The following is a 13,669-nucleotide window of genomic DNA, read 5'->3' on the forward strand; positions in this document are numbered from 1 at the left end:
TGCAGTAGCGCTGGCGCACAAGCATGCGCCAGCGAAAGCCATTACAGGCTATTGAAAACGCGGTTTTCCTGCTCCTGAACGCGAATAAACGTTGTGCGTTTCGTCAGCTCTTTCAGGCGGGATGCACCCACGTAGGTACAGGCTGAGCGCAGGCCGCCCAGGATGTCGCGCGCGGTGTTTTCAACCGGGCCGCGCAGAGGCAGCTTCACGGTTTTGCCTTCTGCCGCACGGTATTTTGCCACGCCACCGACGTGACGGGTCATCGCGGATTCAGAACTCATACCGTAAAACAGCATGAATTTCTCGCCGTTCTCTTCCACCACGGTGCCGCCGCTCTCTTCGTGGCCTGCCAGCATACCGCCGAGCATCACGAAGTCCGCGCCGCCGCCAAAGGCCTTTGCGACATCGCCCGGCATGGTGCAACCGCCGTCGCTGATGATCTGGCCGCCCAGACCGTGCGCCGCGTCGGCACATTCAATGACCGCGGAAAGCTGCGGATAACCAACTCCGGTCTTCACGCGCGTGGTGCATACGGAGCCCGGGCCAATGCCCACTTTCACGATGTCGGCACCGGAAAGGATCAGCTCTTCACACATTTCACCGGTCACCACGTTACCCGCGATGATGGTTTTGGTCGGCCAGGCTTCGCGCGCCTTGCTGACGAACTGCACGAAGTGCTCGGAGTAACCGTTCGCCACATCAATACAAACGAAGCTAAGCGCCGGGTTGGCATTCAGGATCTGTTTGGTTTTCTCGAAATCGGCATCGGAAGTACCGGTGGAAACCATCACGTGCTTCACCACGTCAGCAGAGGCGGACGCAACAAACGCATTCCACTCTTCAGGAGTGTAGTGCTTGTGGACTGCAGAAAGAATATCGAACTGAGCCAGCGCCGTTGCCATCTCAAAGGTACCGACTGTATCCATGTTGGCAGCAATGATTGGCACGCCAGACCACGTCTGACCGGAGTGTTTAAAGGTGAATTGACGTTCGAGTTCAACGTCTGAGCGACTTTTCAGTGTAGAGCGTTTAGGGCGGATAAGAACGTCTTTGAAACCTAACTTCAGATCTTCTTCGATACGCATGTGCGGATTCCTGGGGTTAGAGGCAAATATGTTAAAAGCACAACTCCAGTGACGCTATCATACGCACTAATACCTGCTCCGCAAGACTGCGAAATTCTCTTTTTTTACGCTACAATCCTATAAATTTACCTGGTAAAAAGCCGGTAAAGAGAATCAAACAATTACTGTCGCACGTTTGTTTTTTAAGCAACTGATTTCCATAATGAATAATTCCCAGGATTTGATTTAATGGGGTATATCGTCGCAGTAACCGGCGGCATCGGTAGTGGCAAAAGTACCGTTGCGGACGCGTTTTCTCGTCTCGGCATCGCGATTATTGATGCTGATATTATTGCCCGTCAGGTGGTAGAGCCCAATACACCCGCGCTAAAGGCCATCGCCGACCATTTCGGTCAAGCAATCATCAATGCCGATGGCACACTGAACCGCCGTCAGCTTCGCGAATATATTTTTTCCGATTCTGCGGAAAAAGCCTGGCTTAATGCCCTGCTCCACCCCATTATCCACCAGGAAACTCAGCGTCAGATAGCCGCAGCCCGCTCGCCCTATGTCCTGTGGGTGGTTCCGCTCCTGGTAGAAAATCAGCTGCATAAAAAAGCCAATCGGGTATTGGTGATTGATGTCACACCCGAGACGCAAATCCAGCGAACCATGACGCGCGACCACGTCTCGCGTGAACATGCTGAACAAATTCTTGCCGCTCAGGCCACTCGCGCTCAGCGCCTTGCCGTTGCGGATGATGTTATTGATAATAACGGCGCACCAGATGCCATTGCATCGGATGTTGCCCGCCTGCACGAGCAGTATCTAACCTTCGCCGCGCAGGCCGTTGCACAGGAAAAACCATAATGTCGACTCACATCCTTTTTGAGCACCCGCTTAATGAAAAAATGCGTACCTGGCTGCGCATTGAATTTCTCATCCAACAGCTTTCACAACATCTGCCTGTTAACGATCATGCCACGGCGTTGCACTTCTTTCGCAACGTAGGCGATCTGCTGGATGTGATTGAACGTGGCGATGTCCGCACGGAGCTGTTGAAAGAGCTGGAGCGCCAGCAGCGTAAATTACAGGCCTGGGCCGAAGTACCGGGCGTGGATCAAAGTCGAATTGACGCCTTACGCCAGCAGTTGAAAAATAGCAGCACGACGCTGATGGCCGCGCCGCGCGTTGGGCAATATTTACGAGAAGACCGTTTGATAGCGCTGGTGCGCCAGCGCCTGAGCATACCGGGCGGTTGCTGTAGCTTTGATCTGCCAACGCTGCATATGTGGCTGCATATGCCGCAGGAACAGCGCGATCGCCAGGTAAACAGCTGGCTGGGTAGCCTGGAGCCGATGAATCAGACGCTATCGCTGATCCTCGAGCTTGTGCGTAACTCTGCCCCGTTCCGCAAGCAAACCAGTCTCAACGGTTTTTATCAGGACAACGGCGACGACGCCGATCTTCTGCGTCTAAATTTGTCTCTTGGCGAGCAGCTTTATCCGCAAATTTCCGGGCATAAAAGCCGTTTCGCGATCCGCTTTATGCCGCTGGACAGTGAAAATGGCACCGTGCCGGAACGCCTCGATTTTGAACTGGCCTGTTGTTAAGGAGTGCCAATGTCTGACGTCACCACCGTAAACTGCCCAACCTGTGGGAAAACTGTCGTCTGGGGAGAAGTGAGTCCGTTTCGCCCGTTCTGCTGCAAGCGCTGTCAGCTCATTGATCTGGGCGAATGGGCGGCGGAAGAGAAACGAATTCCGAGCGAAGGCGACCTCTCGGATAGCGATGACTGGAGCGAAAGCCAGCAGTAACGTTCAAAGCCTGCTGGCGATTCGTTCGGCAGGCCTACATGTTTGTCGCTAAGCGGCGGATCACAGGCTCATTGGCTGGCGGGAATTTGTCGGCATCACTGACCTGGAGTTCCACCCAGTTACCCGGCTGTCCCTCTTTTCCCCAGGGCTCACCTTCCCAGCTTTCCACCAGCCAGAACCACAGCGTGATGTGCCTGTCGGGAAACTGATACTCCAGCTTATCGAACAGCGTGGCGCCAAGCGGGATAATCCCCACCTCTTCCTGAAGCTCACGCACCAGCGCCTCTTCCGGCGTTTCTCCTGATTCGATTTTCCCGCCAGGAAACTCCCACTTGTTCGCCATATGGGCGTCAGCAGCGCGCTGGGTGATGAAGATTTGGTTTTGCGGGTTGCGAATAATCCCGACGGCAATTTGCAGTATTTTCATAGCGTCACTTCCATAAAAAAGGCGCAGATATCTGCGCCTTTTCAGTTAGTTATGTTCTTAGCTCAGGCGGCCGTGGCACGCCTTGTATTTTTTACCGGAACCACACGGACACGGATCGTTACGACCGACTTTACGATCGCCGGTCTGCGCGGCGATCGCTGCTGCGGCTTCGCTTTCGTCAGTCTGGTGGCTCAGCTGCTGCATCTGCGCCAGACGCTCAGCTTCTTCACGGCGCTGCTGCTCCATCGCTTCCACTTCTTCCGGCATGCGCACCTGAACCTTGCTCAGGGTGCTGATCACTTCGTACTTCAGTGACTCCAGCATAGAGGCAAACATGGAGAAGGATTCACGCTTGTACTCCTGCTTCGGATCTTTCTGCGCATAGCCGCGCAGGTGGATACCCTGACGCAGGTAGTCCATCGCCGCCAGGTGCTCTTTCCACAGGGAGTCCAGCGTTTGCAGCATCACCCCTTTCTCGAAGTGACGCATCATCTCAGCGCCAACCACTTCTTCCTTACGCTTATAAACCTCCAGCGCGGTTTCAAAGATACGTTCGCGCAGGGTCTCTTCATGCAGCTCAGGCTCTTTGTCCAGCCACTCTTTAATTGGCAGATCGAGATCGAAGTCGTTTTTCAGACGTTCCTGCAGGCCTTCAACGTCCCACATCTCTTCCAGAGACTGCGGTGGAATATGCGCGTCGATGGTGGCTTTGAACACATCTTCGCGGATGCTGTTGATGGTTTCGCTCACGTCGGACACGTCCAGCAGTTCGTTACGCTGGGTGTAGATCGCGCGACGCTGATCGTTGGCCACGTCATCATATTCCAGCAGCTGCTTACGAATATCGAAGTTGCGGCTTTCCACTTTACGCTGGGCGTTAGCGATCGCTTTAGTCACCCATGGGTGCTCAATGGCTTCACCAGGCTTCATGCCCAGCTTACGCATCATGCCGGACACGCGGTCGGAGGCGAAAATACGCATCAGCGCATCTTCCATAGAGAGGTAGAAGCGGGAAGAACCGGCATCACCCTGACGGCCCGCACGGCCACGCAGCTGGTTGTCGATACGACGAGATTCGTGACGCTCGGTACCGATGATGTGCAGACCACCGGATGCCAGCACCGCGTCGTGACGCACCTGCCAGTCGGCTTTGATCTGCTCGATCTGCTCTGGCGTTGGGTTTTCCAGCTCAGCGACTTCAGCCTGCCAGCTACCGCCGAGCATAATATCGGTACCACGACCCGCCATGTTGGTGGCGATGGTCACGGCTCCCGGATAGCCCGCCTGAGCAACAATGTCCGCTTCTTTAGCGTGGAACTTGGCGTTCAGAACGTTGTGCTTGATGCCTGCTTTGGTCAGCTCATTGGAAACCACCTCGGATTTCTCGATGGAGATGGTCCCCACCAGAACCGGCTGACCATTGGCAGTACGGTCGCGAATATCTTCGATGATCGCCTGAATTTTTTCCGCTTCGGTCATGTACACCAGGTCCGGCATATCCTTACGGATCATCGGACGGTTGGTTGGCACCACCACGGTATCCAGCTTGTAGATGGAGCTGAATTCAAACGCTTCGGTATCTGCGGTACCGGTCATCCCCGCCAGCTTCTCATACAGACGGAAGTAGTTCTGGAAGGTGATGGATGCCAGCGTCTGGTTTTCGTTCTGGATATCCACGCCTTCTTTCGCTTCAACGGCCTGATGCAGACCATCAGACCAGCGACGACCCTGCATGGTACGGCCGGTGTGTTCATCGACAATGATGACTTCGCCGTCTTTCACGATGTAGTCAACGTCGCGGGTGAACAGCGCGTGGGCGCGCAGCGCGGCGGTCACGTGGTGCATCAGCATGATGTTGCTCGGGGAATACAGGGACTCGCCCTCTTCCATAATGCCTTCAGCCACCAGCAGCTCTTCGATTTTCACCAGACCGCGTTCGGTCAGGTTCACCTGGCGCGCTTTTTCATCCACGGAGAAGTGACCTTCCCCCTGGAAGGTATCGGAGTCTTCTTTCTCCTGACGCAGCAGGTGTGGAATGATTTTGTCGACTTTACGGTACATGTCAGAGCTGTCTTCGGCCGGGCCGGAGATGATCAGCGGGGTACGCGCTTCATCGATCAGAATGGAGTCAACCTCATCCACCAGCGCATAGTGCAGCTTACGCTGGACGCGCTCTTCCGGGCTGAACGCCATGTTGTCGCGCAGGTAGTCGAAGCCGTATTCGTTGTTGGTGCCGTAGGTGATGTCCGCGTTGTAGGCTTCGCGCTTGGCGGGTGCCGGCAGTCCGGACATGTTGATGCCGACGGTCATGCCGAGGAATTCGAACAGCGGACGGTTGTTTTCGGCATCACGCTGGGCCAGATAGTCGTTGACGGTAACGACGTGAACGCCTTTACCGGTAAGTGCATTCAGGTAAGCCGGCAGCGTTGCGGTCAGGGTTTTACCTTCACCGGTACGCATTTCCGCGATGCAGCGTTCGTTAAGCACCATACCGCCCAGCAATTGAACGTCGAAGTGACGCATGCCGAACACACGTTTACTCGCTTCACGCACAACGGCGAAAGCTTCCGGGATCAGGCTTTCTAAGGTTTCACCTTTTTCCAGACGCGCACGGAATTCCGCCGTTTTCGCTTTCAGCTCATCATCAGAGAGCTTCTCCATCGCCGGTTCCATACCGTTGATGACGGCAACAGCTTTGCGCATACGGCGCAGGGTACGATCGTTACGACTACCAAAAACTTTGGTTAATAATTTGATTAGCATAATAAATTCTCAAACGCCCCAGACGGGCAGATAAATTAAGGTATTGAAAAAGGTTAATTTAGCTGAGGCGTTGAGGCCCGGCACGGATGCCGTGAACCTGGCTAATCCATGTCGAAACGGAGAATGATACAGGAGGAACAAACGAGGTTTGCGCCGTCTGACTCACGGTCACGGGCGGCTGGTTATCCTGCGTCAGAAGCGCATTAAGCGTATCGAGCAGGGCAAGATGCTGAGCCTGAACCGGCAGCGACTCTTCAGCAACAGGCATCGTCTGCGGCGCCATCGCGAACGACAGATGACGAATAACCGTGCGGATGGCGTGCTGCTGCCAGTAATCAACGGAGAAATTAGGACGACGGCTGGCTTCAAGCCACGCGAGATTAGTAAAGTTAACCCGCGTCGAGAGATCGTGTTTAGTTGTCGTGGAACGTGCTGGCGTCGCCGCTTCCGCACTGTTGCTGAGCGCAGGCAAGCCGAAACTCGCCGCGACCATCCCTAATAAGAGATGCGGCCAGAAGTAACGTCTGCCAAATTGTCGCCAGCGCGTCAATATTCCGCTCACTTGCTCCACCACAATCGCCCGCCAGTGCAGGCTGAGTTCAGTTATTCTTTTTTAGCGCCCAGATATTACCACTAAAGCCAATACGCAGCAGCAGGAATGACACCTTGCAGCAGGTAAAAACGGTCAATAATGCAGCGAACACACCGTTATTCGGCACCCAACAATGGCCAGGGAGTAGAGGGGCAAATCAAAGAAGGGCAGAAATAAAAACGACTGGCTTCCCTGGTCGGAGAGAGTACCAGGTGAACCAGTCGCTTTTCTTACGAAACGGCGTTAACCGTTACGCCAGGACCATAGTCGGTGCTTTGAACGCCAGCGGCAGTTCCGCTTCGTCTTCAAAGGTCACATATTCCCAGGCTTCCTGTTTTGCCAGGACGGCCTGCAACAATTTGTTGTTCAGTGCATGACCGGATTTGAACGCGGTAAATGCACCAATGATGTTGTGACCACACATGAACAGGTCGCCGATCGCATCCAGCATTTTGTGACGAACGAATTCATCTTCAAAACGCAGGCCGTCTTCGTTCAGTACGCGATAATCGTCAACAACGATGGCACAATCGAAGCTGCCGCCCAGGCACAGGCCGCGGGACTGCAGATATTCGATATCACGCATGAAGCCAAACGTACGAGCGCGGCTGATCTGGCGCATAAACGCATCAGCAGAGAAGTTCATCGCGTAGCGCTGAGTGCTGGAGTCAATCGCCGGATGGTTAAAGTCGATGGTAAAGTCCAGCGAGAAACCATTGTACGGTTTGAATTCAGCCCACTTGTCGCCATCTTCGACGCGAACGGTCTCTTTGATGCGAACAAATTTCTTCGCACAGTTCAGCTCTTCGATGCCGGCATCCAGCAACAGATAAACGAACGGCGCAGCACTACCATCCATAATCGGGATTTCTGGCGCATCGACTTCAACAATAATGTTGTCGATACCCAGCCCCGCCAGGGCGGCGTTCAGGTGCTCTACGGTAGAAATCCGCACGTCATGCTCGTTCACCAGACAAGTACAGAGCATTGTATCACGCACAGATTTGGCATCGGCCGGAAAATCTACCGGTGGATTCAAGTCGGTGCGACGATAGATGACCCCGGTATTGGCCGGCGCAGGGCGTAACGTCAGTGTGACTTTCTTGCCGGTATGTAAACCGACACCCGTCGCCTGAACGATACGTTTAAGTGTCCTTTGTTTGATCATCGTATAATCTCGCCAAATTAACTATCCAACCGAGAGTGTATATCACTAACGGTGGGCCAGTTTAGCACAAAGAGCGCAAATCCCCAAATTCCAGCCAATTCTTAGTCAGCTTGCTTACGCAGGAACGCCGGGATGTCCAGATAATCTGGCTCTTTTGCCGTTTGCGGCGTTGGGTCGTTCACCACTTTCGCGGCCGGTTTTTGCTCCTGAGTCAGAGGAGACATACCGTGCTGCTGGTAACGATCCATTACCGGTTGCTGAGTCTGCTTGTTGGTCACGAGGGTGATCTCAGGACGCTTGTCCATACCGATACCGGTCGCAACAACGGTAACACGCAGCTCGTCGTTCATTTCCGGGTCAAGGGAAGTACCAATTACCACGGTCGCGTTGTCAGAAGCGAACGCGCGGATGGTATTACCCACGGTTTCGAACTCATCCAGACGCAGGTCAAAGCCAGCGGTAATGTTGACCAGCACGCCGCGCGCACCGGACAGATCGATATCTTCCAGCAGTGGAGAAGAGATAGCCATTTCAGCCGCTTCTTCCGCACGGTCTTCGCCGCTCGCCACGCCAGAGCCCATCATCGCGTAGCCCATTTCGGACATCACGGTGCGAACGTCTGCAAAGTCAACGTTCATCAGGCCAGGACGGGTAATCAGTTCTGCGATACCCTGGACCGCGCCTTTCAGCACGTCGTTTGCTGCGCCGAAGGCGTCAAGCAGGGAGATACCACGACCCAGAACTTTCAGCAGCTTGTCGTTCGGGATGGTGATCAGCGAGTCCACATGCTTGGACAGCTCGGTGATACCCTGTTCCGCGAAGGCCATACGCTTTTTGCCTTCGAAGTTGAAAGGCTTGGTCACGACAGCAACGGTCAGGATACCTAAATCTTTAGCTACTTCAGCGACAACAGGTGCTGCACCGGTACCGGTACCGCCGCCCATGCCTGCTGCGATGAAGACCATGTCCGCACCTTCCAGTGCAGCACGCAGGGCTTCACGATCTTCTTCAGCCGCGTTGCGACCGACTTCCGGGTTAGCCCCAGCGCCCAGCCCTTTGGTGATGCCACCGCCGATCTGGATAGTCTGGCCAACTGCCGTTTTACGCAGTGCCTGCGCATCGGTGTTAACTGCGAAGAATTCAACACCTTCAATGCGTTCACGCACCATATGCTCTACGGCGTTACCGCCGCCGCCACCGACGCCGATGACTTTAATCACCGCGTCGTTGGTCAGTTCCATAGGTTCAAACATAATTTCTCTCTCCGTTGTGCCTGTCGCCCGAGACCGCTAATTCTCTCCGGTCTCTTTAAAAAATTAAAACTCTTTTCGCAGCCAGTTGTTCAGTCGTTTGACCCAGGACCCCACTGAGACGCGTTTTTCCACTTCTGCTTCACCACTGAGATGAGATTCCTTCCCGTAGTGGAGCAGGCCCACAGCCGTTGAATAGTACGGCTCCTGAGCATAATCCGTTAAACCGGTAATATTCAGCGGCGCACCAATACGCACCTGCGTATGGAACACGCGCTGAGCGCAGGCCGCAAGACCTTCAATTTGCGCTGCACCGCCGGTTAATACAATCCCCGCCGCAAGATGATGCTTAACACCCTGCTGACGAAGCTGTTCCTGAAGCTGTAAAATCTCTTCGTTGACCAGGTTGAGCAGCTCGGTATAGCGCGGCTCAATTACCTCTGCCAACGTCTGGCGCTGCAGGCTACGCGGCGGACGGCCGCCCACGCTCGGCACCTCAACGCTCTCATCTTTACCAACGATAGACCCCAGCGCACAGCCGTGGCGTACTTTAATCGCTTCTGCATCGCTCGGTGGCGTACCAAAAGCGTAAGCAATATCGCTGGTCACAACGTTCCCTGCGTAAGGGATCACTTTGGTGTGGCGCAGCGCACCGCCGGTATACACGGCCATGTCCATTGTACCACCACCGATATCCACCACACAGACACCCAGTTCACGTTCGTCTTCGGTCAGCACGGAATAACTTGCCGCCAGACCGGCGAAAATAAGTTGGTCAACTTTCAGGCCACAACGTTCAACGGCTTTTACGATGTTCTTCGCCATATCGTTGTGACATGTGATCAGGTGCACTTTTGCCTGCATACGAACGCCAGACAGACCAACCGGGTTCTTGATCCCTTCCTGATAGTCAATCGCATATTCCTGCGGGATCACGTGCAGCACGCGATGCTCATCGCGAACGCGCACGGACTTCGCCGTATGCACAACGTTTTCAACGTCTTCCTGCGTCACTTCTTCTTCAGAAATCGGCACCATACCGATTTCGTTCTGGCAGCTAATGTGCTTGCCAGAAAGGGCCAGATAGACAGAAGAAATCTGGCAATCTGCCATTAATTCAGCCTGGTCGATGGCGCGCTGTACGCATTTCACCACCGACTCAAGGTCGTTTACCCCACCTTTATCCATACCACGGGACGGGCAACTGCCCACGCCAATGATATTGACCATACCGTCGGGCAGAACTTCCCCTACTAAAGCGGCAACCTTCGCGGTGCCAATCTCCAGTCCAACTACCAGTTTTCTGTCCGTCGCCTTGATCATTGTTGTTCTGCCTGTACCTGTGCCTGATTCTGTTGCTGATTAGGTTCCTCGACCGGAGCCGGCTCCCAACCGACTGCTGCGCCTGAGTCATAGCGCAAATCAACGTAGCTTATCCGTTTGCCGTCCGCCTGCGCCTGCTGTTGTAAAACCGGGTAAAGTTCTACAAAACGCGCAAGACGTTTCATTGTGTCGCCGCGTCCCAGGTTGAGCTTAATGCCGTTCGTCAACGTCAGCTGCCAGGAGCGGCGCGCCGTCATCGCAGCATCTTTTAACGTAAACCTGTCCTTCGCCAGCACCTGCCCCATTTCACGAAAACCCTGCAATACTTCGTTTTCGCTGCCTTCAGGGCCATACAACATCGGTAAATTTTGCTTGTTGACACGATCGCTCGGGACGCTGAAGGAATTTCCATCTACGTCAACCATGTGCTGATCATTCCAACGCGCAATGGGCACATATTCAACCAGATGAATCTTCAATTCATCAGGCCATTGTTTTCTGACACTCGCCTGTTTTATCCAGGGCAGACGTTCAATCTGGCTCTGGATAATATTGACGTCCTGCGTCATAAAGGTGCCGGGCGATCCCAGCGCCAGAATAGACTGGCGAATATCATCGTTACGCGTGTAGTGACGCTCACCGGTCACCACCAGCTTTGACAGCGGCAACCGCTGTGCGTCTTCCATCCAGCCCAGCACCATCCAGCCGCTGATAAACACGGTGCACAGCACCCCGAGCAGGAAAATTATTCCTGCAAGACGCGTTCCATTACTCCGGCGTGAAGAAGTGTATTCTTCTTCGTCATCGCGGTTGCGCGTGTTCAATGCAGCCTGAGACATATCAGCCCGCCTGGTCCAGAATACGTACGACTAACTGCGAGAAGCTCATTCCCGCCTGACGCGCCGCCATCGGCACAAGGCTGTGGCTGGTCATTCCCGGTGAGGTATTGGCTTCCAGCAGATAAAACTGCCCGTCATTGTCCTGCATCACATCAATGCGTCCCCAGCCGCTGCAGCCCAAAACATTCCAGGCTTTAAGCACCAGGGACTGTAATTCGGCTTCGCGCTCTGCTTCAAGACCACAAGGGCAGAAATATTGCGTCTCATCAGAGAGATACTTCGCCTCATAATCATAGAAGACTCCGGCGGGTTGGATGCGAATTGACGGTAAAATTTCTTCGCCAAGCATCGCGACGGTAAATTCCGGCCCGCTGAGCCATTTTTCAATCAGAACTTCTTCATCGTGTTGAAATGCCAGCGTTAAAGCAGATGTTAAATCTTCAGCTTTATCGACCTTTGACATCCCGACGCTCGACCCTTCCCTGCTCGGCTTTACAATAACCGGTAAGCCCAGTGACGCAATGCGTGTATTAACGCTGTCCGACAGGCCCAATTCAAATTCGCCGCGCGTCAGCGCCACCCACGGCGCAACGGGTAAACCCGCTCCCTGCCAGAGTAACTTACTGCGCAGTTTATCCATAGAGATGGCGGATGCCATCACGCCGCTGCCGGTGTAAGGCAGGCCGATCAGCTCCAGAAGCCCTTGCAGGGTTCCGTCTTCACCGCCACGACCATGTAACGCGATAAAGACCTTATCGAAGCCCATCGCTTTTAATTGCGTCACGTCGACCTCTTTTGGATCGACAATATGTGCGTTTACGCCACCTTCACGCAGGCCCGCCAGCACGGCAACGCCGGAATTCAGAGAAACCTCGCGCTCGGCGGAGTTGCCGCCAGAGAGGACTGCAATCTTATCAGCCATGATGCTCATCCTCCTGGGTTTGCGGCTTCAGTTTGATTTCAGCTAAGGTACGGGCGATCTTGCCGATATTTCCCGCACCCTGAATCAGGATGAGATCGTTACCGGTCAGGACCGGTGCCAGAATTTCCGCCACCTGTGCCGGGTCAGAAACCAGAATAGGGTCAACTTTACCGCGCCCGCGGATGGTACGACACAGGGAACGGCTGTCTGCGCCTGGAATTGGCGTTTCGCCGGCGGCGTAAACATCCAGCATCAGCAGGGTATCTACCTGTGACAGCACACTGGCGAAATCGTCATAAAGATCGCGGGTACGCGTGAAGCGGTGCGGCTGGAAAATCATCACCAGATTCTTCTCCGGCCAGCCCGCGCGTGCGGCTTTGATGGTCGCGTCCACTTCCGTCGGATGGTGACCGTAGTCGTCCACCAGCATCGCGGTACCTGGCTTACCATTCACCGCTTCCAGCGGGAACTCGCCGAGGAAGTCGAAGCGACGCCCCGTCCCCTGGAAGCTTTCCAGCGCGCGCAGGATCGCCTCGTCATCAATACCTTCTTCCGTCGCAACAGCCACTGCCGCTGCGGCGTTAAGTGCGTTATGGCGCCCTGGCGCATTCAGCGTGACGTGCAGCAGCTCTTTGTCCTGACGCGCCAGAGTGAAATGCCCCTGCGCACCAATCTGTTTGTACTCTTCCACGCGGACGTCAGCGTCTTCGCTGAAGCCGTAGGTGGTGATTTGACGACCGACGCGCGGCAGCAGCTCGCGGATCACCGGGTCGTCCACGCACATCACCGCGCGGCCATAAAACGGCAGGTTGTGCAGGAAGTTGATGAAGGTCTGCTTTAAGTTTTCGAAGTCGCCCTGGTAGGTATCCATATGGTCAGCTTCGATATTGGTGACAATCGCCACCATCGGCTGCAGGTGCAGGAACGACGCGTCGCTCTCATCCGCTTCCGCAATCAGATAACGGCTGTGGCCCAGACGCGCATGGACGCCTGCGGCTTTCACCAGACCGCCGTTGACAAACGTCGGATCGAGACCCGCTTCCGCATAAATGCTGGAAACCATCGCCGTGGTCGTGGTTTTACCGTGGGTACCGGCAATCGCAATGCCGTGACGGAACCGCATCAGTTCCGCCAGCATTTCTGCGCGGCGGATCACCGGAATGCGCGCTTCGTGCGCGGCAACGATTTCCGGATTGTCAGAGGAGATGGCGCTCGATACCACCACCACGCTTGCATCGCGCACGTTTTCCGGGCGATGGTTGAAATAGATAGTCGCCCCAAGCGACGCCAGCTGCTGCGTGACAGGGTTTGGCGCCAGGTCAGACCCGCTGATCTGATAGCCTTCGTTAGCTAACACTTCGGCAATACCGCCCATGCCGGCACCACCGATGCCAACAAAGTGAATGTGCCGGACGCGACGCATCTCGGGCACGATTGAACGCAGTTTTGCCAGTTGTTGTGTATTCATTCTCTAAACGCCATCGACTACTTAAAATTCGTGCAG

General features: G+C 54.8%; 13 protein-coding genes. 3 read left to right on the forward strand and 10 right to left on the reverse strand.

Going from position 1 to position 13,669, the window contains the following annotated elements:
* Nucleotides 1-41: 41 nt before the first annotated feature.
* Entirely contained in the window at nt 42-1,085 is a 1,044-nt protein-coding gene (locus IM299_RS11095; RefSeq protein WP_193357489.1) for a GMP reductase, read from the reverse strand.
* A 228-nt stretch (nt 1,086-1,313) separates the two neighbouring features.
* On the opposite strand from IM299_RS11095, the gene coaE reads away from it, so the two are divergent.
* Genes coaE through yacG form a run of 3 tightly spaced genes read left to right on the forward strand, consistent with a single transcriptional unit; the run spans nt 1,314 to nt 2,881 of the window.
* Nucleotides 1,314-1,934, forward strand: coding sequence for a dephospho-CoA kinase (coaE, locus tag IM299_RS11100; protein ID WP_028015518.1), 621 nt, complete (start codon nt 1,314-1,316; stop codon nt 1,932-1,934).
* A complete protein-coding gene (gene zapD, locus IM299_RS11105; protein ID WP_193357490.1) occupies nt 1,934-2,677 on the forward strand; it encodes a cell division protein ZapD in 744 nt (247 codons plus the stop codon). The genes coaE and zapD overlap by 1 nt, the downstream gene beginning before the upstream one ends.
* Before the next feature lie 9 nt (nt 2,678-2,686).
* Nucleotides 2,687-2,881, forward strand: a complete 195-nt coding sequence (gene yacG, locus IM299_RS11110; RefSeq protein ID WP_028015516.1) for a DNA gyrase inhibitor YacG — start codon at nt 2,687-2,689, stop codon at nt 2,879-2,881.
* A 34-nt stretch (nt 2,882-2,915) separates the two neighbouring features.
* Here yacG and mutT read toward each other — a convergent pair whose 3' ends face one another.
* From mutT to murC, 9 genes are all read right to left on the reverse strand, one after another.
* Complete coding sequence (gene mutT / locus IM299_RS11115; protein WP_047363465.1) at nt 2,916-3,308, reverse strand: 8-oxo-dGTP diphosphatase MutT; 393 nt, start codon at nt 3,306-3,308, stop codon at nt 2,916-2,918.
* Between the two features lie 57 nt (nt 3,309-3,365).
* Nucleotides 3,366-6,071, reverse strand: a complete 2,706-nt coding sequence (gene secA / locus IM299_RS11120; RefSeq protein WP_047367326.1) for a preprotein translocase subunit SecA — start codon at nt 6,069-6,071, stop codon at nt 3,366-3,368.
* Nucleotides 6,072-6,129: 58 nt separating this feature from the next.
* Entirely contained in the window at nt 6,130-6,633 is a 504-nt protein-coding gene (secM, locus tag IM299_RS11125) for a secA translation cis-regulator SecM (protein WP_041912065.1), read from the reverse strand.
* A 280-nt stretch (nt 6,634-6,913) separates the two neighbouring features.
* Nucleotides 6,914-7,831 carry a UDP-3-O-acyl-N-acetylglucosamine deacetylase gene (gene lpxC, locus IM299_RS11130; protein ID WP_006810110.1) on the reverse strand — a complete coding sequence of 306 codons (918 nt, stop codon included), beginning with the start codon at nt 7,829-7,831 and terminating at the stop codon, nt 6,914-6,916.
* 101 nt (nt 7,832-7,932) lie between these two features.
* A complete protein-coding gene (ftsZ, locus tag IM299_RS11135) occupies nt 7,933-9,084 on the reverse strand; it encodes a cell division protein FtsZ (protein ID WP_008501978.1) in 1,152 nt (383 codons plus the stop codon).
* Between the two features lie 63 nt (nt 9,085-9,147).
* Nucleotides 9,148-10,404, reverse strand: a complete 1,257-nt coding sequence (ftsA, locus tag IM299_RS11140) for a cell division protein FtsA (RefSeq protein WP_006173845.1) — start codon at nt 10,402-10,404, stop codon at nt 9,148-9,150.
* Nucleotides 10,401-11,243, reverse strand: a complete 843-nt coding sequence (ftsQ, locus tag IM299_RS11145) for a cell division protein FtsQ (protein ID WP_045259458.1) — start codon at nt 11,241-11,243, stop codon at nt 10,401-10,403. Before ftsQ ends, ftsA begins: the two co-directional genes overlap by 4 nt.
* Before the next feature lies 1 nt (nt 11,244).
* The gene (locus IM299_RS11150; protein ID WP_193357491.1) at nt 11,245-12,165 is read right to left on the reverse strand and encodes a D-alanine--D-alanine ligase; all 921 of its coding nucleotides are present in this window, start codon (nt 12,163-12,165) and stop codon (nt 11,245-11,247) included.
* Complete coding sequence (murC, locus tag IM299_RS11155; RefSeq protein ID WP_047363459.1) at nt 12,158-13,633, reverse strand: UDP-N-acetylmuramate--L-alanine ligase; 1,476 nt, start codon at nt 13,631-13,633, stop codon at nt 12,158-12,160. Before murC ends, IM299_RS11150 begins: the two co-directional genes overlap by 8 nt.
* Nucleotides 13,634-13,669: the final 36 nt, after the last annotated feature.

Source organism: Enterobacter cloacae complex sp. P47BA, from assembly GCF_014930485.1.
Lineage (GTDB): Bacteria > Pseudomonadota > Gammaproteobacteria > Enterobacterales > Enterobacteriaceae > Enterobacter > Enterobacter bugandensis.

Coding starts and splice junctions, on each gene's coding strand:
- ftsA (WP_006173845.1), bottom strand. CDS start 10,404: ATGATCAAGGCGACGGACAGAAAACTGGTAGTTGGACTGGAGATTGGC.
- IM299_RS11150 (WP_193357491.1), bottom strand. CDS start 12,165: ATGGCTGATAAGATTGCAGTCCTCTCTGGCGGCAACTCCGCCGAGCGC.
- murC (WP_047363459.1), bottom strand. CDS start 13,633: ATGAATACACAACAACTGGCAAAACTGCGTTCAATCGTGCCCGAGATG.
- mutT (WP_047363465.1), bottom strand. CDS start 3,308: ATGAAAATACTGCAAATTGCCGTCGGGATTATTCGCAACCCGCAAAAC.
- IM299_RS11095 (WP_193357489.1), bottom strand. CDS start 1,085: ATGCGTATCGAAGAAGATCTGAAGTTAGGTTTCAAAGACGTTCTTATC.
- coaE (WP_028015518.1), top strand. CDS start 1,314: ATGGGGTATATCGTCGCAGTAACCGGCGGCATCGGTAGTGGCAAAAGT.
- ftsQ (WP_045259458.1), bottom strand. CDS start 11,243: ATGTCTCAGGCTGCATTGAACACGCGCAACCGCGATGACGAAGAAGAA.
- lpxC (WP_006810110.1), bottom strand. CDS start 7,831: ATGATCAAACAAAGGACACTTAAACGTATCGTTCAGGCGACGGGTGTC.
- yacG (WP_028015516.1), top strand. CDS start 2,687: ATGTCTGACGTCACCACCGTAAACTGCCCAACCTGTGGGAAAACTGTC.
- zapD (WP_193357490.1), top strand. CDS start 1,934: ATGTCGACTCACATCCTTTTTGAGCACCCGCTTAATGAAAAAATGCGT.
- ftsZ (WP_008501978.1), bottom strand. CDS start 9,084: ATGTTTGAACCTATGGAACTGACCAACGACGCGGTGATTAAAGTCATC.
- secA (WP_047367326.1), bottom strand. CDS start 6,071: ATGCTAATCAAATTATTAACCAAAGTTTTTGGTAGTCGTAACGATCGT.